This is a genomic window from Microbacterium sp. HD4P20, assembly GCF_019449275.2.
In the GTDB taxonomy this organism is placed as follows: domain Bacteria; phylum Actinomycetota; class Actinomycetes; order Actinomycetales; family Microbacteriaceae; genus Microbacterium.
The window spans coordinates 79,061-103,967 of the sequence record NZ_JAHZQZ020000019.1; the positions used below are offsets into that span (position 1 = coordinate 79,061).

21 protein-coding genes are annotated in these 24,907 nt (G+C 69.5%); 17 read left to right on the forward strand and 4 right to left on the reverse strand.

All coding sequences use genetic code 11. The features are described 5' to 3' along the window. The first annotated feature begins 85 nt into the window (after positions 1-85). From K0817_RS15470 to K0817_RS15490, 5 genes are all read left to right on the forward strand, one after another. On the forward strand, positions 86-1,114 hold the full coding sequence (locus K0817_RS15470; RefSeq protein ID WP_219982538.1) for a sugar ABC transporter permease: 1,029 nt from the start codon (positions 86-88) through the stop codon (positions 1,112-1,114). A gap of 8 nt (positions 1,115-1,122) precedes the next feature. After that, positions 1,123-2,058, forward strand: a complete 936-nt coding sequence (locus K0817_RS15475; protein WP_219982779.1) for a carbohydrate ABC transporter permease — start codon at positions 1,123-1,125, stop codon at positions 2,056-2,058. A gap of 50 nt (positions 2,059-2,108) precedes the next feature. After that, positions 2,109-3,788 carry an extracellular solute-binding protein gene (locus K0817_RS15480; protein ID WP_253735432.1) on the forward strand — a complete coding sequence of 560 codons (1,680 nt, stop codon included), beginning with the start codon at positions 2,109-2,111 and terminating at the stop codon, positions 3,786-3,788. 105 nt (positions 3,789-3,893) lie between these two features. Then, positions 3,894-5,906 carry a beta-galactosidase gene (locus K0817_RS15485; RefSeq protein WP_253735433.1) on the forward strand — a complete coding sequence of 671 codons (2,013 nt, stop codon included), beginning with the start codon at positions 3,894-3,896 and terminating at the stop codon, positions 5,904-5,906. A 74-nt stretch (positions 5,907-5,980) separates the two neighbouring features. Further along, complete coding sequence (locus K0817_RS15490) at positions 5,981-6,673, forward strand: DUF624 domain-containing protein (protein ID WP_253735434.1); 693 nt, start codon at positions 5,981-5,983, stop codon at positions 6,671-6,673. Positions 6,674-6,691: 18 nt separating this feature from the next. Here the strand turns inward: K0817_RS15490 and K0817_RS15495 are convergent, their stop codons facing one another. The 3 genes from K0817_RS15495 to uxaC are packed head-to-tail and all read right to left on the reverse strand — an operon-like array spanning position 6,692 to position 11,411. After that, positions 6,692-8,656: an alpha-glucuronidase gene (locus K0817_RS15495; protein WP_219982550.1), complete on the reverse strand. Its 1,965-nt coding sequence runs from the start codon at positions 8,654-8,656 to the stop codon at positions 6,692-6,694. Between the two features lie 35 nt (positions 8,657-8,691). Further along, on the reverse strand, positions 8,692-9,936 hold the full coding sequence (manD, locus tag K0817_RS15500) for a D-mannonate dehydratase ManD (RefSeq protein WP_301340020.1): 1,245 nt from the start codon (positions 9,934-9,936) through the stop codon (positions 8,692-8,694). Then, positions 9,933-11,411 (reverse strand): glucuronate isomerase, encoded by a 1,479-nt coding sequence (uxaC, locus tag K0817_RS15505; protein ID WP_219982554.1) that lies wholly within the window; start codon positions 11,409-11,411, stop codon positions 9,933-9,935. The genes manD and uxaC overlap by 4 nt, the downstream gene beginning before the upstream one ends. Positions 11,412-11,555: 144 nt before the next feature. Between uxaC and K0817_RS15510 the strand changes: the two genes are divergently transcribed. The 9 genes from K0817_RS15510 to K0817_RS15550 all read left to right on the forward strand — a co-directional run bounded on the left by K0817_RS15510 (position 11,556) and on the right by K0817_RS15550 (position 20,966). Then, positions 11,556-12,566: a LacI family DNA-binding transcriptional regulator gene (locus K0817_RS15510; protein WP_219982555.1), complete on the forward strand. Its 1,011-nt coding sequence runs from the start codon at positions 11,556-11,558 to the stop codon at positions 12,564-12,566. A gap of 141 nt (positions 12,567-12,707) precedes the next feature. Then, positions 12,708-13,898 carry a xylose isomerase gene (gene xylA / locus K0817_RS15515; protein ID WP_219982556.1) on the forward strand — a complete coding sequence of 397 codons (1,191 nt, stop codon included), beginning with the start codon at positions 12,708-12,710 and terminating at the stop codon, positions 13,896-13,898. Positions 13,899-14,056: 158 nt separating this feature from the next. Beyond that, entirely contained in the window at positions 14,057-15,391 is a 1,335-nt protein-coding gene (gene xylB, locus K0817_RS15520; RefSeq protein WP_219982557.1) for a xylulokinase, read from the forward strand. 142 nt (positions 15,392-15,533) lie between these two features. Then, positions 15,534-15,926, forward strand: a complete 393-nt coding sequence (locus K0817_RS15525) for a hypothetical protein (protein ID WP_219982558.1) — start codon at positions 15,534-15,536, stop codon at positions 15,924-15,926. 30 nt (positions 15,927-15,956) lie between these two features. Then, positions 15,957-16,799 (forward strand): transposase, encoded by an 843-nt coding sequence (locus K0817_RS15530; RefSeq protein ID WP_219982559.1) that lies wholly within the window; start codon positions 15,957-15,959, stop codon positions 16,797-16,799. 688 nt (positions 16,800-17,487) lie between these two features. After that, positions 17,488-18,300 carry a GTP pyrophosphokinase family protein gene (locus K0817_RS15535; protein WP_301340022.1) on the forward strand — a complete coding sequence of 271 codons (813 nt, stop codon included), beginning with the start codon at positions 17,488-17,490 and terminating at the stop codon, positions 18,298-18,300. Positions 18,301-18,410: 110 nt separating this feature from the next. Beyond that, positions 18,411-19,607, forward strand: coding sequence for a cation:proton antiporter (locus K0817_RS15540; RefSeq protein ID WP_219982560.1), 1,197 nt, complete (start codon positions 18,411-18,413; stop codon positions 19,605-19,607). Then, positions 19,604-20,089, forward strand: a complete 486-nt coding sequence (locus tag K0817_RS15545) for a glutaminase (RefSeq protein WP_219982561.1) — start codon at positions 19,604-19,606, stop codon at positions 20,087-20,089. The genes K0817_RS15540 and K0817_RS15545 overlap by 4 nt, the downstream gene beginning before the upstream one ends. 76 nt (positions 20,090-20,165) lie before the next feature. Beyond that, positions 20,166-20,966 carry a tryptophan-rich sensory protein gene (locus tag K0817_RS15550; protein WP_219982562.1) on the forward strand — a complete coding sequence of 267 codons (801 nt, stop codon included), beginning with the start codon at positions 20,166-20,168 and terminating at the stop codon, positions 20,964-20,966. Positions 20,967-21,104: 138 nt separating this feature from the next. Here the strand turns inward: K0817_RS15550 and K0817_RS15555 are convergent, their stop codons facing one another. After that, the gene (locus tag K0817_RS15555; protein WP_219982563.1) at positions 21,105-21,854 is read right to left on the reverse strand and encodes a GMP synthase; all 750 of its coding nucleotides are present in this window, start codon (positions 21,852-21,854) and stop codon (positions 21,105-21,107) included. 161 nt (positions 21,855-22,015) lie between these two features. Between K0817_RS15555 and K0817_RS15560 the strand changes: the two genes are divergently transcribed. From K0817_RS15560 to K0817_RS15570, 3 genes are read left to right on the forward strand one after another with little or no spacing between them, the layout of a single operon-like run. After that, positions 22,016-22,684: an RNA polymerase sigma factor gene (locus K0817_RS15560; RefSeq protein WP_219982564.1), complete on the forward strand. Its 669-nt coding sequence runs from the start codon at positions 22,016-22,018 to the stop codon at positions 22,682-22,684. 2 nt (positions 22,685-22,686) lie between these two features. Continuing rightward, on the forward strand, positions 22,687-23,163 hold the full coding sequence (locus K0817_RS15565; RefSeq protein ID WP_219982565.1) for a hypothetical protein: 477 nt from the start codon (positions 22,687-22,689) through the stop codon (positions 23,161-23,163). 57 nt (positions 23,164-23,220) lie between these two features. Continuing rightward, a complete protein-coding gene (locus tag K0817_RS15570; protein ID WP_253735435.1) occupies positions 23,221-24,882 on the forward strand; it encodes a S8/S53 family peptidase in 1,662 nt (553 codons plus the stop codon). The last annotated feature ends 25 nt before the right edge of the window (positions 24,883-24,907 follow it).

The window sequence follows — 24,907 nt, forward strand, 5'->3', positions numbered from 1 at the left end:
TAGCGTCAACCCGTATCGAGGACGATGGCGAAAGTTTCGCTGTCGATTCGAGCCCGATCAGAGGCATCACAACGCAAGGGAGCGCATGTCGATCGACAACAGCGTCGTCGCCGCCGAGGCGGTGGAACTGCGCACGGAGAAGGACGAGCAAGGGCGGACGAGTCCGGGCTCTCGGAGGCCCCGGCGTCTGCGCAGGCAGCGCTCCGCGGCTCGGCTGACCTGGCGGAAGGCGCTTCGGCGAGACTGGCGGCTCTATACGCTGCTCATCCTGCCGGTGGTCTTCCTGCTGATCTTCCGTTACGTCCCGATGGCCGGCAACGTGATCGCCTTCCGCCGGTTCCGTCCCGGCGGCAGCATGTTCGGGGACGAGTGGGTCGGCCTGCGCTACGTCGAGCTCTTCATCAACGATCCGACGTTCTGGCGGGCTTTCAGCAACACCCTGATCCTGGGTGGCCTGGCGCTCATCATCGTCTTCCCGCTGCCGATCATCCTCGCGCTGATGTTCAACGAGCTGCGCTCGTACCGCTTCAAGCGCATCGTGCAGTCGATCTCGTACCTGCCGCATTTCATGTCGATCGTCATCGTCGCCGGCATGGTCCTTCAGCTCACCGCCCTGCGCGGCTCGATCAACCAGGGCATCGAGGCTCTCGGCGGTGAGGCCATACCGTTCATGCAGCTCCCGCAGTGGTTTCCCCCCATCTATGTGAGCTCTGAGATCTGGCAGACCGTCGGGTGGGGCACGATCCTCTACCTCGCCGCCCTCACGACGATCGATCCGCAGCTCTACGAGGCGGCGCGCATCGACGGAGCGAGCAGGTGGCGCCAGATCTGGCACGTCACGCTTCCCGGCATCCGCCCGACGATGGTCGTGCTGCTGATCCTCAACATCGGGACGTTCATGGCGGTCGGGTTCGAGAAGATCCTGCTCTTGTACAACCCGCTCCTGTATCCGACCGCCGACGTGATCTCGACATACCTCTACCGGGTGGGCATCATCTCCAGCAACTTCTCCTACGCGACCGCGATCGGCCTCTTCGAGGCGGTCATCGGCCTGACCCTGATCCTGAGCGCGAACGCCATCTCGCGCCGAGTCGTGGGGACGAGCCTGTGGTGACCGAGAGCATGCGCACCGTGCCTCGGAGGGCGGTGGATCGCATCTTCCGGCCCGCGGTACAGGGCGGCATCCGCGACTCCCGCAGCTATACGGTGTTCCGCGTCGTCAACGCGGTGCTCATCGTCGTGATCTGCTTCGTGACGCTCTACCCGTTCCTCAACGTCGTCGCACAGGCGTTCAGTTCCGAGGCCTACATCCGCGCCGGGCAGGTGAACCTGATTCCCCAGGGATTCAATGTCACCACCTTCAGCTACGTCATGAGCGACCCGCTGTTCTGGCGCAACTACGGCAACACCGTCGTCTATACCGTCGTGGCGACCGCGATCGCGATGGTGCTCACGACGACGTTCGCCTACGCGCTGTCCAAGCGGCACCTGAAGGCGCGGGCGTTCTTCATCGGCGTCGCCGTGTTCACGATGTTCTTCAACGGCGGCCTGATCCCGAACTACATCCTGATCAACACCCTCGGCTTCAAGAACACGCTCTGGGCCATCGTCATCCCGAACGCGATCAGCGTGTTCAACCTCCTGGTCATGAAGGCGTTCTTCGAGAACTTCCCGACCGACCTCGAAGAGGCGGCGGCGATCGACGGCCTCACCACCTACGGCATCCTGTGGAAGATCGTGCTGCCGTTGAGCAAGGCGGTGATCGCGACCATGGTTCTCTTCTACGCGGTCTCGTTCTGGAACTCCTGGTTCGCGGCCTTCCTCTATATGGATGACGCGCAGCTGTATCCGGTGACGGTGTATCTGAGGAATCTACTCGCGGCCGCCACCGGCACGGAGGCTCTGGGGGCCGGCAGCGGCTCCGGCGATTCGGCGCAGGTGGCCTCGAACGTCAAGGCGGTCACCATGCTGCTCACCGTGCTGCCGATCATCTGCCTCTATCCCTTCATCCAGAAGTACTTCGTCTCGGGCGTGATGCTCGGCTCGGTCAAGCAGTGACCCGTCGTCCTCGAGGCGCATCTTCTCAACCCCCTAAGAAAGGAAATCTGATGGCACAGCAGATCCGAGCGATCGGCCGCACGCGACGCGGCGTGATGCTCGCCGGTGCGCTGCTCGCTGCGGGCGCCCTCGTCCTCAGCGGCTGCGACTCCCCGAGCGCCGGACCCGAAGGCGAGGCGTCGGAGTTCGACTTCACCGGCAAGGATGTCGGTGCGATGGAGGACTACGGCGTCGGCGACACGTTCAGCGCGACCGAGCCCGTCGAGTTCGGGCTCTTCTATCGCGATCACCCCAACTATCCGCTCGACGAGGACTGGCTCATCCTGGAGCAGCTCGAGGCGAACCAGCAGGTGACCTTCGACTTCGTCAGCGCGCCGCTTTCGGAGTGGGACCAGCGCAAATCGCTCGTCATCGGCGCCGGCGACGCGCCGGACATCATCTCGGTCACCTACCCCGGCCAGGAGGTGTCGTTCGTCTCGGGCGGTGCAATCCTGCCCGCCAGCGACTTCGTGCAGTACATGCCGAACTTCATGGACAAGGTCGAGAAGTGGGACCTGGAGGCCGACCTCGATCAGCTGCGTCAGGAGGACGGCAAGTTCTACCTCTTCCCCGGCTTCCGCGAGGAACCGCGCGCGGAGTACTCGTTCGCGGTGCGCAGCGACATCTGGGAGGAACTGGGACTCAGCCTCGAGCCCGAGACGTTCGACGACTTCCGCGAACAGCTGCGCGCCGTGAAAGAGGCGTACCCCGACCTCTACCCCATGACCGACCGCTGGTCGGCCAACGGCCCGCTCGAGGGGACGCTCGGGTTCGTGTCGCCGAACTTCGGCACGCAGGCCGGGTGGGGCTTCGGTGAGGGGCTCACCCACAAGGACGGCGAGTTCGCGTACACCGGTGCCACCGACGAATACCGCGATCTCGTTGAGTTCTACGCCTCCCTGGTCGAAGAGGGACTGCTCGACCCGGAGGCTGTGACGCAGGACGACGACCAGGCGATCCAGAAGTTCGCTTCGGGAGAGGCGCTGTCGATCGGCACCAACGACCAGGAGATCGTCCGCTACCGTACGACGGTCGAAGAGCTCGGCACCGATGCCGAGATGGCCATGATCCGGGTGCCGGCGGGTCCCGCCGGTGACAACTTCCAGTACGGGCAGCGCCTCATCAGCGGGTTCATGCTCTCGAGCCAGGCCGCCGAGTCCGAGAACTTCCTGGCGCTGCTGCAGTTCCTGGACTGGCTTTACTACTCCGACGAGGGCCTCGAGTTCGCCAAGTGGGGCGTTGAGGGCGAGACCTACGCGAAGGACGGCTCGGGCACGCGCACGCTCAACGAGAACATCACCGCGATGGGGCTGAACCCCGGCGCGCCTGAGAACCTGCAGGCCGACTACGGGTTCTCCAACGGCGTGTGGTCGCTCGCGCACGGATCGACGCTCGACCTCGACCGCTCGATGCTGCGGGAAGAGACTCTGGAGTTCCTCGACAAGATGTCGACGAAGAACGTGCTCGAGCTGCCGCCTCCCGCCCCGCTCAGCGAGGTGGAGCGCGAGCAGGTCTCGCTGTACCAGTCGGCTCTGAAGGACCACGTATGGCAGAACACCGCGCAGTTCATCCTCGGGCAGCGTCCGATGGACGAGTGGGACGCGTACGTGGCCGAGCTTGAAGGGCTCAACATGGGCGCCTATATCGACATCGTCAATGAGGCCGCCCAGCGGTACGAAGAGAACAACTGACACTGACGGATGCCGCGGCCCCGTACCTCCGTGTGAGGCGCGGGGCTGCGGCATCCGCACGGATCGCCATCACCCATTTCTGGAGCTTCGATGTCCCTTCCCGCGATGAGCAAGATCCCCTTCGGCGGGGATTACAACCCCGAGCAGTGGGACGAGGGGGTGTGGGATGCCGACTATCGGGCCTTCGATCTCGCGGGGATCGACCTGCTGACGGTCGGCGTCTTCACGTGGGCCCTCACGCAGCCTGACGAAGAGACCTACGACTTCGCGGCGCTGCAGCGCATCCTCGATCGCGCACAGGCGGAGGGCCGCAGGGTGTGCCTGGCCACGGGTACCGCAGCGGTCCCGCCGTGGCTGGCGCACCGGCATCCCGATGTGTGCCGCACCGATTTCGAGGGCCGGCGCCACGTGTTCGGCGTGCGCCACAACGCGTGTGCGAGCTCGCCGAACTACCGTCGCCTGGCGGCGGCGGTCGCGGGCCGGATCGCCGAGCGGTTCGCAGACCACCCCGCCGTGGTCGCGTGGCACATCAACAACGAGTACGGCGGCCTCTGCTATTGCGAGAACTGCGCGGCGGAGTTCCGTCTGTGGTTGCAGGAAAGGTACGGCACGCTCGATCGCCTCAACGACGCGTGGAACACGACTTTCTGGTCCCACCGCTACACCGACTGGGAGCAGATCGTGCCGCCCAACATGCTTTCGGAGCACTGGCGAGGCCCGAACCACACCGCGTTCCAGGGCGTGACGCTGGACTATCACCGCTTCAACACCGACAACATCCTGCGCACGTTCCGTGAGGAGAAGGACGCGATCCGCGCCCACTCCGACCTGCCCGCGACGACGAACATGATGGCCATCTATCGCCACCTCGACTACCACCGCTGGGCCCCGCACCTGGACTTCGCGTCGTGGGACAACTACCCCACCGACGGGTCGCCGGTCTCTCGCATGGCGCTCAGCCATTCGCTCATGCGCGGGCTCAAGGACGGGCAGCCGTTCTGGCTCATGGAACAGACGCCGACGATGACGGCGACTCGGGATTTCAACCCTGTCAAGCGACCGGGCGTGATGCGGCTGTGGTCGTGGCAGGCCGTCGCGCACGGCTCGGATTCGGTGCTGTTCTTCCAGATGAGGCACAGCAAAGGTGCCTCCGAGAAGTACCACGGCGCGATCCTGAACCACGCGGGTCGCACCGATACGCGCTCGTTCGGCGAGGTTGCGGCCCTGGGCGCGGAGCTCGAGGCGGTGGGCGATCGCTTGCTGAACGCCCGGACGCCCGCCAGGGTCGCGCTGCTGTTCGACTGGGACTCGTGGTGGGCGCTGGAGATCTCGGACGGCTTCAGCCGCGCCGCGAAGTACGAGGCGCAGGTCGTGTCGTACTACGAGGCGCTGTGGCAGGCGGGCGCGATCGTGGACGTGGTGCCGGTGACAGCAGAGCTCTCGGCCTACGACGTCGTGGTGGCGCCCTTCCTGCACATGCTCAAGCGCGACACCGCCACGCGACTGGAGGATGTGGCCCGCCGCGGCGGTACCGTCCTCACCACGGTGATGTCGGGCCGCGTCGACGAGGACGACAACGCCTTCCTCATGGACGTGCCGGGGCCGCTGGGCTCGCTCACCGGCATCCGCATCGACGAGACCGACTCTCTCCCGCCCGAGCACTCGCAGCCGGTCGTGCTGTCGATGCCCGACGGCGCCGAGACCACGGTGGCGGCATCCCATCTGTTCGACGTCGTGCAGCTGCAGGAGGCGACCGCGGTCGGTGCCTACACCGAGGACTTCTACGCGGGTACGCCCGCAGTGACGCGCAACGCGTTCGGCGACGGCGAAGGCTGGTACGTCGCCACGTGCCTGGACCAGGACGGCGTGGACTGGGTGGTGCGCCGCGTCCTCGAGCGTCACGGGCTGGTCGGACCGTTCGCCGATGTGCGGGATCTCGAGCACACCAGCCGCGAGGTGGGCGATCGGCGGTACGACTTCGTACTCAACCACGCCGACGGTGCGGTTGCGGTGCCATCGCCCTTCGCCGGCACCGACATCCTCACCGGCCGCACGATCGGCGGGGGAGACACCCTCGAGATCGCCCCTGCCGGCGTGCTGATCATTGAAGCTCGATGACGTACGCGCCGCGCGACCGCGCACGAGGCAGGATGGTCTCCGATGTCGAATCACACCGATCACGGGCGGCGCCGATGACCGGCGGCGGCGCCCCCGATCCCCGGCGGGAGCTGTTCGGGCGCGTCACGGGCGTCATCTACTGGTTCTTGATCGTCGAGCTGTGCTTCCTCCTCGCCGCGCTGCCCGGCTTCGTCGGCATCGTGCTGCTGGAGCGGGCGCCGTCGAACATCCCGCTCTACGCCGTGTGCCTCATACCGGTCGGCCCGGCGTTCTCGGCGGCGATGTCGGCGATGGCCGCACGCACCCGCGACCAGGAGCTCTCGGTCTGGCCGCGCTTCTGGCGCTCGTACGCCGGAAACCTACGCGATGTGCTCTTCGTGTGGATCCCCGCGCTCGCGGTCGCGACGATCCTGGGCATGAACATCGCGTTCGGGGGCACGGTCGGCGTCGACGGATTCTTCATCGGTGCCTCGATCGTGCTGCTGGTCTTCCTCGCGGTGTGGGCGGCGAACGGCCTCGTCATCGCGTCGTGCTTCCGCTTCCGTGCCCGCGACACCGCCCGCCTGGCGCTGTACTACCTCGCCGCCAAACCCCTCGTCACGCTCGGGGCCCTGTCGTATCTCGTGCTCGCGACAGCGATCGTCGCGTTCTCATCGGACTGGGTGCTGGCCCTGCTCGGTGTCTTCTTCGCCGCGTTCGCGCGGGTGACCGCGCGGCCGATGATCGCCGACATCACCGCGCGCTTCGTCGCACCCGACGAGTCGTAGAGGCTCCGGTGCCGGACGTCAGTAGATCGTGCGGCCGTGCTCGTCCGGGATGCCGGACTTGCGCCAGAAGTACGTGTTGATCTGATCGCGCCACTCCACCGCCGAACGCACCTGCTCGGCGAGCCGGTTGTTCACGCGGGCATGGAGCGCAGCATCCACCCGGCCTTCGAGCCCGGCCCAGACGGCCGGGAGCGCCTCGACGGCCTCGACACCGGCGAAGTGCGTGTCATAGATGTGCTGGATGACCGTCGATCCGCTGCGCAGGCGATGGGTGTAGGGCACGTGATGGAAGAACAGCAGCAGCTCGTCGGGGACGGTGTCGAGCGACTCGTACGCCTCGCGCCACGGTGACGGGTACTGCCCCGCGTAGCCGGTTCCCGTCGCCACGGTGCGGTCGACCCCGATGCCGTCGCGATCGGCGAAGTGGTACGTGCCCCACGGCGAGTACTCGTAGCCGTCGACCGCCGGTCCGTAGTGCCCCTGCGGCGACACCATGAAGCCGACGCCGAGTGGCGCGGTGTACGACTCGTAGGTGCGCCACGAATCGTCGAGGATCGAATGGATGCCGTCGCGCACGCGCTGGTCGGATCCGAAAGTCAGCGCGATCCATTCGTCGAGGATCGCCGCCGGGTCGAGCGTCGGATCCCACGCGAGGCGGCCGTAGGCGTACAGGTTGGCCTGGGCGAGGGGATGCCCCGTCCAGAACGCGTCGTCGCCGATGTTGGACACCGCGACGATCCCGCCGCGGACGATCTCGGCAACCGCCGGGCCGTCGTCGCCGAACGGCCGGAAGTCGAGGATCTCGCGCCATTGCGGGGCGAGGTACACGGCGTGGAGCTGGTGCCCGGTGTACTCCTGCGTGACCTGCAGCTCGAGCGCCACGCGCGTGTCGCGCATCACGGGGATCACGGGCGACACCGGCTCGCGGGTTTGGAAGTCGAGCGGTCCGTACTTCACCTGCAGGACGACGTTGTCGTCGAACTGACCGTCGAGCGGGGCGAAGTGGTCGTATGCGGCACGAGCGCGGTCGGTCGAGCGATCGCGCCAGTCCTGCCGGTGGTTGTAGACGAACGCCCGCCAGTGCACCATGCCGCCATGCGGCGCGAGTGCGCGCGCGAGCATGTTCGCGCCCTCGGCGTGGCTGCGGCCGTAGGCGAAGGGGCCGGGCTGCCCTTCCGAGTCGGCCTTGACGACGAACCCGCCGAAGTCCGGGATCGCGGCGTACACGCGATTCGCCGTCTCGGCCCACCACCCCTGCACTCCGTCATCGAGAGGATCGGACGTGCCGAGCCCGCCGAGCGTGAGGGGGGCGGCGAAGCTCACCGACAGATGCGTGCGGATACCCCACTCTCTGAAGATTCCGGCCAGCCGCGCGACGCCGGGCAGGTCGTCGGTGAGCAGCCGTGCCTCGCGCGCGTGGACGTTGACGTTGTTGATCGCGACCCGGTTGATCCCGATCGAGGCGAGAAGCCGTGCGTATCGCTCCACCCGCGTGAGGTCGTCGCGCAAGCGGCCGTCGTCGTAGAAGATCGACCCGCCCGCGTACCCGCGCTCGACCTGCCCCATGACGGGGTGCACCGCGACGTTGTCCCAGTGGTCGAGCATGCGCAGATCGTGCGCCGGCTCGTGGCGGGTGGTCTCTCCGACGTGGTGCGTCCCGGGCTGGGCCGCCTCACGCAGCAGCTGGAACCATCCGTACAGGGCTCCGGCTTCGGCGCCGTAGCGGACGACCGTACGGGCCGTTTCTCGCGTCAGGGTGAAGGACTCCGGTCCGAGCGCGTCGGCTGCGGCAGCCGGCTCGACGAGGATGTCGGTGCCGTCGCCTCCGGCGACGTCGACCAGGCGCAGGCCTAGTGCCGCGGCATCCCGTCGCACCGTCTCGAGGAGGGCGCCCTCGCCGGTGATTGCGATCGAACGGTCGCGCAGGCCCGCATCCTCGCGGTCGGCGAGGTCGTCGGGCAGCCACATCGAGTGCACGGTCATGTCATCTCCTCCGGAATGCCGGCAGCCGGCATCCCTCACCAGTCATGGACGGTCCCGTCGACGAGCCGAGCCGTCGGCAGGTAGGCGGGTTCATAGGGGAAGCCTGCGGCGGCGGCGTCGTCGTAGTCGACGCCCAGCCCCGGCTCGTCGCCGGGATGCAGCATCCCATCGGCGAAGGAGTACGAGGTGCGGAACACCTCGTCGGCGAGCGGCTGGTGCTCCATGTACTCCTGGATGCCGAAGTTGTGGATCGCGAGGTCCAGGTGCAGCGCCGCGGCCATGCCGACGGGCGAGATGTCGGTCGGGCCGTGGCTGCCAGAGCGCACCTGATACGTCGCGGCGAAGTCGAAGATGCGGCGCAGGCCCGTGATCCCCCCGGAGTGGGTTACCGACGCGCGTACGAAATCGATGAGCTGCTCCTGGATCAGCGTGGTGAAGTCCCACACCGAGTTGAGCACCTCGCCGATCGCCAGCGGCGTAGTGGTGTGCTGCCGGACGAGCCGCAGCGACTCCTGGTTCTCGACCGGCGTGCAGTCCTCGAGCCAGAAGAGGTCGTACGGCTCGAGGTCGCGGCCCAGCCGCGCCGCCTGGATCGGCGTCAGCCGGTGATGCGCGTCGTGAAGGAGCAGCAACTCCGGGCCGAACTCCGCCCTGGCCCATTCGAAGACGCCGGGCAGGTGCCGCATGTACCGCGCAGAGTCCCAGCCCTCCTCGACCGCGAGGCCGGCGCGCTTCGCCGGCTCGTACGCGTAGCGGCCGGCCACCGCGGCGGCCACGCCGTACATCGCGCCCATGCCCGGCACCGCGACTTGCAGGCGAATGGCGCGGTGGCCCTCCTCGAGCCGGGCACGAATAGAGTCACCGAGCGATGCGAGATCGCTGCCCGACGCGTGCGCGTAGACGAGGGCGCCGCTGCGCGAGGCCCCGCCCAGCAGCTGGTAGAGCGGCACGCCCGCGAGCTTGGCCTTGATGTCCCACAGCGCCATGTCGACGGCTGCGATGGCCGACATCGTGACCGGCCCGCGCCGCCAGTACGCCGAGCGATAGAGCAGCTGCCAGGTGTCTTCGATGCGGTGCGCATCGCGGCCGACCAAGAGCGGGGCGACGTGGTCGCGCAGGTACGAGGCCACCGCCAGCTCGCGCCCGTTGAGCGTCGCGTCGCCGAGCCCCACCACGCCGTCCTCGGTGGTGATGCGCAGCGTGACGAAGTTTCGCGACGGACTGGAGACGAGCACCTCCGCCGACCGGATGCCGGCCATCGCCGGGGCGAGCGCCGTCATGCGGCTGCCCCGGCCGGCGCCGGATAGCTGTCGCGGGCGAGCCGATAGGCGAGATCCGCCGCGGCGTCCAGCGCTTCGTCGAGGTCGAGCCGGTGCTCGGCCACCAGGCGCGCGAGGTAGCCGGCATCCGCTCGCCTCGACAGATCGTGTCGAGCGGGGATCGAGCAGAACGCGCGCGTGTCGTCGACGAACCCGCTGGTGTTGCGGAACCCCGCGGTGTCGGTCGTCGACTCGCGGAAGCGCCGCATCGCGTCGGGGGAGTCCAGGAACCACCACGGTGCTCCGAGGCGCAGCCCCGGGTATGCCCCGGCCAGCGGGGCGAGCTCACGGGAGTACACCGTCTCGTCGACCGTGAAGACGACCATGCGGAAGTTCGGGTGGTGTCCGAACGCCTCGAGAGCGGGGCGCAACGCGCGCGTGAATTCCGTGGCGATCGGGATGTCGTAGCCGATGTCGTGCCCGTATCGGGCCGCCGCACCGCGGTCATGATCACGGACGACCCCCGGGTGCAGCTGCATCACGAGGCCGTCCTCGGCCGACATCTCGGCCATCTGGAACAGCATGTGAGCGGTGAACGCGGCCGCGGCGGCGGAGTCGATCTCGCCGCGCCGCGCGTCGTCGAACAGGCGCCGCGCGTCGGCGTCGGCGAGCGGCGTCGTGTCAGGGCGCAGGTGCCCGTGGTCGGTCGCCCGCGCGCCGGCGCGGATGAAGGCGCGTCGGCGCGCGCGCAGCGCCTCGAGGAAGCCGTCGTAACGGAGAGCGTCGATGCCGCTGGACTCGCTCAGCCCCGACAGCAGCGATCCCCAATCGCCCCGCGCAGGCTCGAGCAGCGGGTCGGGGCGGAAGGTGGGGATGACGCGCCCGGCCCAGCCGTCGGCGGCGAGGCGCGCGTGGGCCTCGAGCGATGCCGTCGCCGGGTCGGTGGTCGCGAGGACTTCGATACCGAAGCGCTCGAACAGTGCGCGCGGCCGGTACTCGGGGCGCGCCAGGCGATCGGAGAGGTGATCGAAAAGCACGTCGGCCGTGGCGGCCGACGGCGGCACTGGTGCCTCGAACACCTCGATGAAGACGTGCTCCAGCCAGAACCTCGTGGGGGTGCCGCGGAACGCTTCCCACCCGGCGCAGAAGCGCCGCCAGATCACGCGGGGATCGGTCTCGGGGTCAGGTCCCACGCCGAGATCGGCGACCGTCCGGACTCCGGCATCCCGGACGGCTCCCGGCGCCGTGGCCTGCGAGACCAGCATTCGCACGAGATAGTGGTCGGGAGTCACCAGCAGTGCGGCGGGATCGGGGAACTGCTCGTCGTCGGCGAGCATCGCCGCATCGACGTGGCCGTGCATCGACACGATCGGAAGGTGCTGGGTGGAGCGGAGGATCTCGCGAGCCACGCTGCGCACGCCCGGATCGGACGGGAGTGCCCGGTCGGGATGCAGCGCCCACGTGCGCGTCGCCTCGTCCGCGGGGAGAACCGTCATCGGCGTGCTCCTTCAATGTAAACGTTATTATCCACTGTAAACGTTATTGTGGTCGTGACGGTACGACATGCTTCCGTCGGTGTCGCTCCCGCAGGATCTGCGGGAGAATGGCCTCCTCCGAGCAGCAAGGTGGCGCACAGGTTGGTGACCGTACATGATGTCGCCGCTCGCTCCGGCGTGTCGATCGCGACCGTATCTCGTGCACTGCGCGAGCCCCACCGCGTTTCGGAAGACACCCGCGATCGAGTCCTGGCTGCCGTCCACGACCTGGGGTACCGGCCGAATCGGGCGGCGAGCAGCCTTCGCCGCGGACGCACCGGCGTCATCGCCCTCGTCGTGCCCGACATCGTCAACCCGTACTTCTCGTCGCTCACCAAGGGAGCGCAGGGACTGTCTCGCGAGCGCGGCTACGGGCTCGTCGTCGTCGACACCACCGAGCTCGCCGAAGTCGAAGCTGAGGAGATCGCGGCGCTGCGCTCGCAGATCGACGGCATCATCCTGGCCTCCTCGCGGTTGCCTGATGACCGTCTCGTCGAGGTTGCGAGCACGACGAACTGCGTACTGATCAACCGGGATCTGAGCGAACTCGGCGTGACCACCCCCACCGTGACGATCGATGAGCGTGCCGGTGCGCGCATCGCGGTCGGCCACTTGCATGAGCTGGGGCACCGCCGCATCGCGTATGTCGGAGGGCCTGAGCGCTCGTGGTCGCAAGGCCGCCGAGCCCAGGGCACTCGTGCGGCTGCGGCCGAGCTGGACGGGGTGACGCTGATCGAGGTGGGCTCCTTCGCGCCCGACGTCGACGGCGGCCGGGCCGCAGCGACGGCGGCCCGCGACAGCGGTGCGACCGCGGTCATCGCCTACAACGACCTCGTAGCCCTCGGGCTCCTTGCGCGATGGTCCGAGAGCAGCATCCGGGTCCCCGACGACGTGAGTCTCATGGGCTTTGACAACACGTTCGTCGCGGAGCTGTCGTCGCCGCGCCTGACGAGCGTCGGCGCTGACCTGACCGAGTGCGGCGAGCTCGCCGTCGAGCTCCTGCTGGAGCGGATCGATCATCACGAGCCGACCGGGGCAGGGCTTCACCGTGTGGTCACACCGCGCCTCGCGATCCGCGCCTCGACCGCGGCCCCCGCCGGCGCGGGCGCGCGCTGACGGCGGCTGAATGCGGGCGGCCGCGCCGGCTTCGCGCGAGACGCGGTGACGCGGTGGCGCGGTGGCGTTCGTGCGAAGGCTGGACGCGGCATCCCTTCTGGTATAGGTTGTCGTCAGCAACAATTCCCGCGAAGGAGCGCCATGCCCACCCCCACTCCCGCCGACAAGTTCTCGTTCGGCCTCTGGACCGTCGGCTACAACGGCACGGACCCGTTCGGCGGGCCGACCCGCAACGCCCTCGATGTCGTGCACGTGGTCGAGAAGCTCGCCGAGCTCGGCGCTTACGGGCTCACGTTCCACGACGACGACCTGTTCGCATTCGGATCGAGCGACGCCGAGCGCCAGAACCAGATCGATCGCCTCAAGGGCGCGCTCGCCGACACCGGCCTGATCGTGCCGATGGTGACGACCAATCTCTTCTCGGCCCCCGTCTTCAAGGACGGCGGCTTCACGTCCAACGACCGCGACGTGCGCCGTTTCGCGCTGCGCAAGGTGTTCCGCCAGCTCGACCTCGGTGCCGAGCTCGGCGCCAAGACCTTCGTCATGTGGGGCGGCCGCGAGGGCGCCGAGTACGACTCCGCGAAAGACATCCGCGCGGCGCTCGAGCGCTACCGCGAGGCCGTCAACCTGCTCGGGGACTATGTCACCGACAAGGGCTACGACATCCGCTTCGCCATCGAGCCCAAGCCGAACGAGCCCCGCGGCGACATCCTGCTGCCGACCCTGGGTCACGCGATCGCGTTCATCGACTCGCTCGAGCGTCCTGAGCTGGTGGGCCTGAACCCCGAGGTCGGACACGAGCAGATGGCGGGCCTGAACTTCGCCGCCGGCATCGCGCAGGCGCTGTACCACGGCAAGCTCTTCCACATCGACCTCAACGGTCAGCGCGGCATCAAGTACGACCAGGACCTCGTGTTCGGCCACGGCGACCTGCACAACGCGTTCGCGCTGGTCGACCTGCTCGAGAACGGCGGCCCGGGCGGCGTGCCCGCGTACGACGGCCCCCGCCACTTCGACTACAAGCCCTCGCGCACCGAGGACGAGAAGGGCGTGTGGGACTCGGCAGCGGCCAACATGAGCACGTACCTGCTGCTCAAGGAGCGCGCCGCGGCCTTCCGCGCCGACCCCGAGGTGCAGGAGGCGCTCGCCGCCGCGAAGGTCGACGAGCTCTCGGTGCCCACGCTCAACCCGGGCGAGTCGTACGACGACTTCCTCGCGGACCGCTCCGCCTACGAGGACTTCGACCCGAGCGCCTACCTCGGCGGCAAGGGCTTCGGCTTCGTCCGCCTGCAGCAGCTCGCGACCGAGCACCTGCTCGGCGCCCGCGGCTGACCCGCGAAACGGATGCTGTGGCCGCCCGCGCGTCGGCCACAGCATCCGTCTTCCCTCCCGCCGGTTGAGCGTGTCCCACTTTCTGTCGGATACAGCGGCCCTATCGGCGGCAATCGGGACATGAAGAGCAGCAATCGGGACATGAAGGAGACGGGGCAATGGCGCTGGTGATGGGAGTCGACTCGTCGACGCAGTCGTGCAAGGTCGTGGTGGTCGACACCGCGACGAGTGACGTCGTTCGTACCGCACGTGCATCGCACCCCGCCGGCACGTCGGTCGATCCTGAGGCGTGGTGGCACGCGCTGCAGACCGCGGTCGCCGACGCCGGTGGGCTCGACGGTGCTGGGCTCGACGGCGCTGGGCTCGACGGCGTCGAGGCGTGGGCGATCGGCGGGCAGCAGCACGGCATGGTAGCCCTCGACGCCGACGGCCGGGTGATCCGAGACGCGCTGCTGTGGAACGACACCCGCTCGGCACAGGCGGCTGCAGACCTCACGACCGAGTTCGGCGCCGGAGAGCTCGCGCGACGCACCGGACTCGTGCCCGTCGCATCCTTCACCATCACCAAGCTGCGATGGCTGCGCGATCACGAGCCCGACAACGCGGCCCGTGTGGCAGCCGTCGCGCTGCCGCACGACTGGCTCACGTGGCGGCTGCGCGGGTTCGGTCCGGCCGGCGAGTCGCCGCGCGGACCGGTGCTCGACGAGCTCGTGACGGACCGGTCGGATGCCTCGGGCACCGGCTACTGGGACCCCGCTTCAGGCGACTACGATCGCGAACTCCTCGTTGCCGCGCTCGGCCATGACGCGATCCTGCCGCGGGTGCTCGGACCCGAGGAGTGGGTGACGGATGCCGAGGGCCGGCGTGTCGGCGCAGGCGCCGGCGACAATGCGGGTGCAGCCCTCGGGCTCGGCGCCGGGCCGGGCGACGTGGTCGTCTCGATCGGGACCTCGGGCACGGTGTTCGCCGTCAGCGAGGACCGGACCATCGACCCGACCGGCACGGTCGCGGGCTTCGCGGATTGCACGGGCCGGTTCCTACCGCTGGTCGCGACCCTCAATGCTGCGCGCGTGCTCGACGCGATCGCGCGCGTGCTCGGCGTCGACCACGCCGAGCTGTCGCGCCTCGCACTCGCCGCCGAGCCGGGCGCCGGCGGCCTGACCCTCGTGCCGTACTTCGAGGGCGAGCGCACTCCGAACCTGCCCGACGCCACGGCATCGCTCACCGGCATGACGCTGGCCTCGACGACCCGTGAGAACCTCGCGCGCGCCGCGGTCGAGGGCATGCTCTCGGGGCTCGCGGCCGGCCTCGAGGCTCTGCGTGGCCTCGGCGTGCCGCTCGAGCGCGCGGTACTCATCGGCGGCGGTGCGCAGTCCGAGGCCGTACGCCAGATCGCGCCCCTCGTGCTCGGACTGCCCGTCGAGGTGCCCGAGCCGGGCGAGTACGTCGCACTCGGCGCCGCCCGGCAGGCGGCCGGGGTCCTCTCCGCCTGACCCGGCACTTCTCGGCAGCGGCAGCGGCAGCAGCGGCAGCGGCAGCGGCAGCGGCAGCATGGGGCGAACCATGCACACGCTCACCACAAGATGCATCGATCAGCCGATCCGCGATCGCGTCCTGGCTCCTAGCGTCGTCGACATGGACATTCCCATGGTCGCGGGTGCGGTCTCCACGGTGCTGTTCGCCGCGGCGAACCTGCCCATGGTCGTCAAAGCCGTCCGTACGCGCGACCTCCGCTCGTACAGCGGGACCGCGCTGATCCTGGGCAACGTGGGAAACGTCGTGCACACCATCTACGTCGTGAGCCTCCCCTGGGGACCGATCTGGGTGCTGCACGGGTTCTACCTGGTCTCGATGGGCGTGATGCTCGCACTGTTCACGGTGGTGCACCGTCGGCCGCATCCTTTCCGTCGATCGGACGCGGCCCGGGGCCCTGGCGACGGCCGCCATGAATCCGCGGCAGCCGCACACGGCGGAGCTGACCGCCGTGCGGGACGACCTCGAAGCCGCACTTGGCGCGAGGCCGTGTGACTCGCAGCCGGAACGCGCAAGAATGGGCGGATGCCGCAGGCCGACGCCTCCGATCAGCTCGACGAGATCGCCGCCGAGCTGTACGCGCTGCCACCGGACGAGTTCACGAAGACCCGCAATGCCCGCGCCGGCATGGCGGGCGGGGTCGTCGCCCGTGATGTGAAGGCGCTGCGCAAGCCCACCGTCGCTGCCTGGGCGGTCAACCTCCTGGCCCGCCAGGGGCAGCTCGGTGAGGCACTCGAGCTGTCGTCGGCGCTGCGCGAGGCGCAGGACGATCTCGACGCCGCCGAGATGTCGCGCCTGGGCAAGCAGCGTAGGCAGCTGGTCGCCGCGCTGGCCAAGCAGGCGGTCGAGCTCGCGAAGGACGCCGGTGTCGCAGTGAGCGCGGCGGCGCGCGAAGACGTCGAGAAGACGATCAACGCGGCGGTGATGGATGCCGCGGCCGCCGCAGCGGTCATGACCGGCCGTCTCGTCAAGCCGCTCGAAGCCGGCGACATCGAGCCCGAGGCGCTCGCCGACGCCGTCGGCGGGTCGCTGCCCGGCGCGCCCGAACCCGCCCGCCGCGACGACCTCGCCGAACGCCGCGCGCGCAAGGCCGCCGAGAAGGCCGCCCGCGAAGCGGAACGGCTCGCGAACGAAGCCGAGCGCGCGCTCGCGCGCATGAACGATCGCCGTGCCAAGGCGCAGGAGCGCGTCGACCATGTCCGCGAGCGCATCGACGATCTTCGCCGCGACCTCGCGCGGCTCGAGGAGGACGAGGCCGCAGCCGCGGCGAAGCTCGAGGCCATCGAGGCCGAGCGTGCTGACGCCGCGGCCAAGGCCCGAGAGGCGGCGAAGGCGTCCGAGCGGGCGCAGCGCGAGCTCGACGCCTGACCTCGCCGGGCCTCCACCCCCCGGCATCCCGCTCCCCGCCCACACCTCGTCGAAAACGTACGTACTCGCCGAAACCGCACGTCGTGTGCGTCGCCAGTGTGCGGTCTCGGCGGGAACGTGCGTATTCGACGTAGCGGAAGCGCCGACGCAGCCCCGCGCCCGACGAAGCCCCGCGCCCGATGAAGCCGCGAGGCTGACGCAGCCGCGAGGCCGACGAAGCCCCGCGGCTGACGCAGCCGAAGCGCCGCCCCTGGCCCTGGCATCCCCGCGCCCCACTCCCGCTCTCGCGCCCGACTCCCTGCCCACACCTCGTCGAGAACGTACGTACTCGCCGAAACCGCACGTCGTGTGCGTCGCCGGCGTGCGGTCTCGGCGGGAACGTGCGTATTCGACGTAGCGGAAGCGCCGACGAAGCCCTGCGGCCGACGCAGCCGAAGCGCCGCCCCTGGCCCTGGCCCCCTCCCGCGCCCCACTCCCGCTCTCGCGCCCGACTCCGTGCCCACACCTCGTCGAAAACGTACGTACTCGCCGAAACCGCACGTCGTGTGCGTCGCCAGTGTGCGGTCTCGGCGGGAACGTGCGTATTCGACGTAGCTGGGCCGCTCGACGTGGGCAAGGCGCGCTACGCAGACGCGCGGCATCCGGTTCTCACAGGACTCTCGTAGCCGCCCTCCCTACCGTGGAGGGCATGCCGAACCCCGCGCCGCTGGTGCCCGTGACGACATCCGATGACGACACCGAGTTCACGATCTCGGCGGCGGAGCTGCGAGAGATGCGGGACGGGCTGCAGCGGTTTCTGATGGAGTACCGGTTCGGCCTGCAAGAGGTCGAGACCAAGATCGGCATTCTGCGCGACGAGTTCCTGCTCACGCACGACTACAACCCGATCGAACACGTGTCGAGCCGCGTGAAATCGCCCGACAGCCTGGTCGAGAAGGTGCAGCGCAAGGGCATCGAGGGCGACTTCGCCACGATCCGCCGTCACGTCACCGACATCGCCGGGGTACGCATCACGTGCAGCTTCGTGGCCGATGTGTATCGCCTGTTCGACCTGCTGACCGCGCAGGACGACGTGCGCCTGGTCCAGGTGAAGGACTACATCGCCGCGCCGAAGTCGAACGGCTACAAGAGCCTGCACGCGATCATCGAGGTGCCGGTGTTCCTGTCGACCGGGCGGATCGAGGTGCCCGTCGAGGTGCAGTTCCGCACGATCGCGATGGATTTCTGGGCGAGCCTCGAGCACAAGATCTACTACAAGTACGAGACGCTCGTGCCCGACGAGCTGCTCGCCAGCCTCAAGGACGCCGCCGACACCGCGGCCGAGCTCGATGAGCGCATGGAGCGCCTGCACCGGTCGATCCGCGGCGGCGGCCCGGGCGGCGCCGGCGGCCGAGTGATCGCCGCTCGCGAACTCGAGGTGGTGACGCCCCCGGATTCGGCGACGGTCCCCACGGCCGCCCGCCCGCCCGGTGTGATCCACCCGCCCGCCCGCCCGGTATAGCCCACCCGCTCGCCGGTGAAGCCCACCCGTTGGCGCACCAGGCGTGCCCCCGCCGTCGGCCATCTCGAACTCACCCGTGCGCAGCACCGGCGCGTCGGTAGTCTTCTCCCGTGGACGACCTCGAGCCGACGCTGCTGGTGATTCCGCTCCTCGCCGTGCTCGCGCCGCTGGCGGCGCGGGGACTCGGCCGCTGGGTGCGCGTGCCGGTCGTCGTCTTCGAGCTGATGCTCGGCATCCTGGTCGGTCCCGCGGTGCTCGGCTGGGCCGTGCCCAGCGCGTTCGTCGACACCCTCTCGGAGTTCGGGCTCGCGATGCTCTTCTTCGTCGCGGGGACCGAGATCGAGTTCGGGGCGTTCCGCGGACGGCTGGGGCGGCGCGCGGCGACGGGATGGCTGATCAGCCTCGCCGCCGGTGTGGCGGCAGGATTCCTCCTGGCCCCGGGCGAGGCGGGCATCGTGATCGGCGTGGCGCTCTGCTCGACGGCGCTCGGCACGCTGCTGCCTATGCTGCGGGATGCCGGTGAGATGCGCACGCCCTTCGGCCAGGCCGTCGCAGCCATCGGCGCGGTGGGCGAGTTCGGTCCGCTGATCGCGATCTCGATCTTCCTCGGCGGTCGCGAGCCCGGTATCTCCACCGTCATCCTCGGCATTTTCGCGCTCGTGGCCGCGCTGGCGATCTGGCTCGCTTTCCGGCTGCCGCGGGGCGCGATGCACGCGTTCGTCAACTCGACGCTGCACACGTCCGGGCAGTTCGCGATCCGCGTCGTGTTCCTGATCCTCTCGGCACTGGTCGCCCTGAGCATCGTGCTCGACCTGGACCTGCTGCTCGGGGCGTTCACCGCCGGGATCATCTGGCGACTGATCATGCGCGACGCCTCGGAGCCCGACCGCGAGGCTGTCGAGAGCAAGATCGAGGGCGTGGCGTTCGGTTTCCTCGTGCCGATCTTCTTCATCTACACGGGCGTCACGTTCGACCTGCAGTCGCTCCTGGACGAGCCGGTGCTCTTCCTCCTGCTGCCGGTGGGGCTGGTGGCGCTGTTCGTCATCCGCGGGCTGCCCTCGATGCTGTCGGCGCCCGAGGGGTCGACGCGTCGCGATCGCCTCTCCATCGCGCTGATGGGCGCGACGGGGCTGCCGATCATCGTCGCCGTCACCGCGATCGGCGTCGAGGAAGGCATCCTGACCTCCTGGCAGCATGCGGTGCTGGTCGCCACCGGAATGCTGTCGGTGCTGGTCTTCCCGCTGCTGGGCATGGCGCTGCGAGGCGAGCGCGTCCGGGGCGGCACGCTGCAGGACGACATGGCGTGACCACCGCCGAGCTCCTCGATGCCTCGCGCGGCCGCCTCGGCGACGCGCCGCGCGAAGCGCTGGGCGAACTCGTCACGCCGCGCCGCGTGCTCGGCATCTCGCGTGCAGCGCGCATCGTGCGCCGGGGGTCGGCGTGGCACCTGGGTGTGCTGCTGCTCACCGACGATGCCGTGCTCGCGACCGGCGATGTCATCCGCGCTCGGCAGGAGGCCCGCCGCGGATACGCCGCCGAATCGCAGCGACAGCGCGCTGAGCTGGCCGCCGCGGCACGCCGGGGCGGGTTCGACGAGGGCGAAGTCGTGCACATCGGATGGCGGATGCTGGATGCCGCGGCCGTCGATCGGGGCGGGCGAACGGGCCCCTTGGCCCTGATCGACGGCGTGCCGAGCGTGCGGTGGAGCGCGGCCGGCGGGTACACGCCCCTTGCTTCGTATCTCGACGAGCGGGTCGCACTGCTGCTCGAGCCACCGGCCGGTGCGTGAGCGGGCGTCGATAGGGGCCGCGCGCCGCGATGTCAACCAGGTGCCGCCGGTTCGCGGCCGACCCTAACGTGGGGGGATGCCGGCAACCAGAGGTCTCGTCCGTCAGATCGCCGTGATCAGCGCCTTCTGCTTCATGATCGTCGCCGCCATGGTGGGCACCGGGCTGTTCGGCGGCACGCCCGTGCAGGACCTCCAAGACGGGGCGCTCGACGCCGACGGCTCGTATCTCGCGCCGGCGAGCGCGGCTTTCTCGATCTGGACCGTCATCTACGTGGGCCTGTTCGCCTACACGGTGTGGCAGGCGCTTCCGAGCCAGCGCGACCGGGACCGGCAGCGTGCGCTCGGCTGGCTGATCGCCGGCACGATGGTGCTCAACGGGCTGTGGCTGGTCACGGCGCAGTTCGCGACGCTGCCGCTCACCGTGCTCGCGATCGTCGTACTCCTGGCGCTGCTCGGCGTGACGTTCCAGCGTGCGGTTGCGGTCCCCGGACGAGGCGTCGTGGACGCGCTGCTGATCGACGGCGTCACGGGCCTGCACCTCGGCTGGGTGGCGCTCGCGACGGTCGCGAACACCGCGGCCTGGCTCACCCGAACCGTTCCGGAATCCTGGGGCGAAGCCGCATCGGCGTGGGGGATCGCGGTGCTCGTCGTGGTGGCGCTCATCGGCGTCGCTGTCTCGTGGGCGAGTGGCTGGAGGATCGCCCCCGCCCTCGCGATGGCATGGGGCCTCGCGTGGATCGGGATCGGACGGCTGGTGTTCGAGCCGGCGAGCGCAGCGATCGGGGTGACGGCGCTGGTCGCGGCCGGCGTCGTGCTGCTGGTGTCGCTGGTCGGCATGGTGCTGCGCAGGTCCGATGAGGTGCGCAACGCCGAGTGAGGTGCGCAACGCCGAGTGAGGTGCGCAACGCCGAGTGAGGTGCGCAACGCCGAGTGAGGCGTCGCCGGCCGCGGCCGGGCTCAGTTGCCGCGGCCGGGCTCAGTCGGCCGCGGCCGGGCTCAGTCGGCTGGGCCGGGCTCAGTCGGCTGCGGGCCGAAAGCGGCGTGCGAAAGCACGGAGGAGACGGGCGGGCTCGGTGAGCGACGCGCCGAGCACCCGTGCGGCGATCTCGTCGTAGGCGCTGGCTTCGAAGTACCCGTCGTCGCGGTAGACGGCCATGCGTTCGGTGAACGCCTGGGTGGTCGGCTCGGGATGGAACTGCGTCGCGTACAGCCGGTCGCCGACCACGTACGCCTGCACGGGGCAGGCCCGGTTCGTCGCGAGCTGGATCGCGCCGGTCGGCATCGCCTCGGTGCCCTCCTTGTGAGCGGTCAGCGCGGTGAACCGGTTCGCGATGCCGCCGAAGACAGGATCGGCGGCGGCGGCTGCCGTGAGCTCGATCGTGACCGGGCCGGTGTCTTCGGGGAACGCCCGGCTGACGCGCCCGCCGAGCAGCCGTGTCACGATCCCGATGCCGTAGCAGGTGAACAGCGCCGCCGGCCCATCGCCCTCGGCCGTGCGCGCGGCGATGCGCTCGAGGTCGGACTCCAGTCGTCGCTGGGGGTCGGTCTTGGTCGATTCGGGATCGGCGACGTTGAACGGGCTGCCGCCGATCACGAATCCGCTGAAGCGGTCGAACACGTCCGGCGGCAGCGGGTCGCGCACGAGGTCATGTCGCTGCAGCTCGCCCTCACCCACGCGCATCGCCGACCGGAACGATTCGTACTCCGCGGCTGCTGCGCCCTGCTGCGGCCGCACGCACACGTAGAGCAGCGGCGCAGTGGTCATCCTGGAATTGTATGCCGGACCGGTGAGGCTGCATCCGACAGCCGAGACGCTGGGTAATGCCCACCGTCTCGCGATCGGACGGTGTCTCACGAATGCTCTCGGGACTGGATGTATCAAGCGCGCACTACCGCTCTCCTTCAGGTGTGGACACAATGGGCGCTATGACGCATGCGAGCGCCGAAGCCGGGCCTCCGCTGCCCGACGACCCGCGCGACGCGTCCGCGGCGCGTGCGGAGGCAGCGGCAGGCGCCGACCCCGTCGAGCCGGCCGAGCCGAGGTGGGAGCGCGCCGCCGCGCTGTTCGTGCGGTGGCGCGAGGGTGACAGTCGCGCGATGGACGACCTGGTGCGGCTCATGACACCGACCCTGTGGCACGTCGTGCGCGCGTACGGACTCGACCATGCCCTCGCGCAGGACGTCGTGCAGACGACGTGGCTCACGCTGGTGCGCCGGCATGCGAGCGTCCAGGACGACCGGGCGATCTCGGGGTGGCTCACCATGTGCGCGCGCCGCGAGGCATGGCGGGTGAGCCGGCAGCAGCGGCGCGCCGACCCGACCGAGGTCGAGTCGCTCGAGCCCCATCTGCCCGTTCACGAATCCGCCGAGCAGACCGCGGTCGCAGACGACGAGACCCGTCGCCTATGGGACGCGGTCGCCACGCTCAACGAACGATGCCAGCGTCTGCTGCGGATCGTCGCGTTCGATGACCGCCCCGACTATGCACGCATCGCGCAGGACCTCGCGATGCCGGTCGGTTCGATCGGGCCGACACGCCAGCGCTGTCTCTCGAAGCTCCGCGCCGTCCTCCAGGGCGCGGGGGAGGAGGGGTGAGGATGGAGACCGACCAGAACGCGGACTTCGCCGCCGACGCGGCGCTCTTCGCGCGCATGCGGCGCATGTGGGAGGAGGTCGACCCCGCGCCCGCTGACCTCGTCGATCGCATGGTCGCCGCCGTCGCGGTCGAGGACCTCTCGCGGGAGTATGCGCTGCTCACGATGGTCGAGGCATCCCTCGCCGCCGTCCGTGGCGAGAGCGACACGGCGACCCTGCAGTTCAGCGACGGTGAGACCAGCGTGCTGCTCCACGTGACGGCCACGGAGGACGGCGGACGCCGCGTCGACGGATGGGTGGATGCCGCGGTCCTCGCCATCCGCCTCGTGCAGGGCGAGCGCGAATGGCCGGCAGATCCGGGTGCGCATGGCCGCTTCGCCTTCGACGAGGTCACGCCCGGCATGGCGCGGCTGCGCCTCGTGGTGCGCGCCGCCGACGGCACCCTGCACGACTTCCAGACCCCGCAGTTCGAAGTATAGGAATCCGGATGCTGCGGCCTGGGGGCCGGGGTGTCCGCTGTCTGACGAGGAGAACAGATGTCTGACCTGCCCCCTGGCGAGTCACCGCGACGAGACCGGAACGACCGGATGTCCTGGCGGGAGCGTCTCGACGCCCAAGTGCCCACGGGCGTCCCGCTCGACACGAGTGTTGAGCCGGAGGCGGGCATCGCGGCATATCCGACGATGTACTTCCCGCGCCGCGTGCTCATCGACATCACCAAGGTGGATCCGTTGCTGCCGGTGCTGGAAGCCGCGGCTGCGGAGTTCGGATGGGGTCTCGCGCCCGAGACCGCCGCCGGCGAGGCGAGCGATTCGGCGGGGCTGCGCAGCGCGGGCGCCGAGCGACGGGCGGACCGAGCTCCTGCAGCCGCACAGCGCGTCAGGATCTTCCCGAACCCCCAGCGCGAGCGAGACGACGAGCCCGTTCCTCCCGTGGACGCGTGGCGACTGCTGCAGCGCGCGCGACTTCGCACCCGGCGCGACCTGTCCGGCGTTGGTCTGGACCATGTCATGTCGACCGACGGCCTCAACCCCTACACGTCAACCAATCCGTACACGACCACCAACCCGTACACGACCACGAACCCGTACACGACAACCAATCCCTACACCTCGACGAATGCGCCCGGTCCTGACGCCTACGCTCGTCCGGGAACGGGCGGCCGGCAGGTCGTGCACTACGTCGGTCCCGCACCCGAGCGCCGACTGCCATTGGGCAAGGGCAGACGTCCCGTGGTCGCCGTCTTCGACACAGGTTGCGGCGTGCACCCGTGGCTCGATGACTCGATCGTCGACCGGCGCGATGCCCAGGGGAACAAGATCCCCTCCGGGGCGTGGGACCCCACCGACCCGGAGGGATCCGGTGACGTCTCCGGCCCCCTGGACGGCTTTCTCGATGCCGCGTCCGGCCACGGCACGTTCATCGCAGGGATCGTGCGGCAGGTCTGTCCGGAAGCCGATCTGGTGACCTTCCGGATCGCCGACAGCCAGGGCACGGTACTGGAAAGCGACTTCCTCGATTCCCTCGATGTGCTTCTTGAACTGCTGGCCACGCCGGTGGAGAAGGGCGGCCTCCTCGTCGATGTGCTCAACCTGTCGCTCGGCTTCTTCCACGAGACGCCCGAGGACGGGCTGTTCGAGCAGGCGCTGAGTGACCGGCTCGTGGCGCTGCGGCGGCTCGGGTGCGCGATCGTGTGCTCCTCCGGCAACGCCGCGACCGACCGGCCGTCCTTCCCGGCCGCTCTCTGGGCATGGGAGGATGCCGAGTTCAGCGTGGAAGATCCTCAGCAGGAGGCGGCACCGCACGTCTCGGTCGGGGCGCTGAACCCGAACGGCACCGTGGCGCTGTTCAGCAACATCGGCCGATGGGTACGCGCCTACGCGCCTGGCGTGGGTGTGCTCAGCGCATCGCCGCCCTTCCGGGGAGGCGTGCAGCCCGGTACCCGGCAGCACGCCGGTCGTCTCCGCCGTGAGACCATCGATCCCGACGACTTCAGCGGTGGGTATGCGGTATGGAGCGGAACCTCATTCGCCGCCCCGTACGTTGCGGGCAAGCTCGCCGCCGGCATCGCCGGACAGCTCATGGACGGCTCGCTGACTGCGACCGACGAACGATGGGCCGCTCTGCACAAGACGCTCACCGACCTCGAACCGGAGTTGGCCCGCCTTCGCGATGATCGGCCGGTCGACGAGCCATGACCCGAAGGGGCCCGCTCTCGCGCCC

Excerpts from the sequence above, each read along its gene's own strand:
- K0817_RS15470 (WP_219982538.1), top strand. The coding sequence starts at position 86 with ATGTCGATCGACAACAGCGTCGTCGCCGCCGAGGCGGTGGAACTGCGC.
- K0817_RS15475 (WP_219982779.1), top strand. The coding sequence starts at position 1,123 with ATGCGCACCGTGCCTCGGAGGGCGGTGGATCGCATCTTCCGGCCCGCG.
- K0817_RS15480 (WP_253735432.1), top strand. The coding sequence starts at position 2,109 with ATGGCACAGCAGATCCGAGCGATCGGCCGCACGCGACGCGGCGTGATG.
- K0817_RS15485 (WP_253735433.1), top strand. The coding sequence starts at position 3,894 with ATGAGCAAGATCCCCTTCGGCGGGGATTACAACCCCGAGCAGTGGGAC.
- K0817_RS15490 (WP_253735434.1), top strand. The coding sequence starts at position 5,981 with ATGACCGGCGGCGGCGCCCCCGATCCCCGGCGGGAGCTGTTCGGGCGC.
- K0817_RS15495 (WP_219982550.1), bottom strand. The coding sequence starts at position 8,656 with ATGACCGTGCACTCGATGTGGCTGCCCGACGACCTCGCCGACCGCGAG.
- manD (WP_301340020.1), bottom strand. The coding sequence starts at position 9,936 with ATGACGGCGCTCGCCCCGGCGATGGCCGGCATCCGGTCGGCGGAGGTG.
- uxaC (WP_219982554.1), bottom strand. The coding sequence starts at position 11,411 with ATGACGGTTCTCCCCGCGGACGAGGCGACGCGCACGTGGGCGCTGCAT.
- xylA (WP_219982556.1), top strand. The coding sequence starts at position 12,708 with ATGCCCACCCCCACTCCCGCCGACAAGTTCTCGTTCGGCCTCTGGACC.
- xylB (WP_219982557.1), top strand. The coding sequence starts at position 14,057 with ATGGCGCTGGTGATGGGAGTCGACTCGTCGACGCAGTCGTGCAAGGTC.
- K0817_RS15525 (WP_219982558.1), top strand. The coding sequence starts at position 15,534 with ATGGACATTCCCATGGTCGCGGGTGCGGTCTCCACGGTGCTGTTCGCC.
- K0817_RS15530 (WP_219982559.1), top strand. The coding sequence starts at position 15,957 with ATGCCGCAGGCCGACGCCTCCGATCAGCTCGACGAGATCGCCGCCGAG.
- K0817_RS15535 (WP_301340022.1), top strand. The coding sequence starts at position 17,488 with ATGCCGAACCCCGCGCCGCTGGTGCCCGTGACGACATCCGATGACGAC.
- K0817_RS15550 (WP_219982562.1), top strand. The coding sequence starts at position 20,166 with ATGCCGGCAACCAGAGGTCTCGTCCGTCAGATCGCCGTGATCAGCGCC.
- K0817_RS15555 (WP_219982563.1), bottom strand. The coding sequence starts at position 21,854 with ATGACCACTGCGCCGCTGCTCTACGTGTGCGTGCGGCCGCAGCAGGGC.
- K0817_RS15560 (WP_219982564.1), top strand. The coding sequence starts at position 22,016 with ATGACGCATGCGAGCGCCGAAGCCGGGCCTCCGCTGCCCGACGACCCG.
- K0817_RS15565 (WP_219982565.1), top strand. The coding sequence starts at position 22,687 with ATGGAGACCGACCAGAACGCGGACTTCGCCGCCGACGCGGCGCTCTTC.
- K0817_RS15570 (WP_253735435.1), top strand. The coding sequence starts at position 23,221 with ATGTCTGACCTGCCCCCTGGCGAGTCACCGCGACGAGACCGGAACGAC.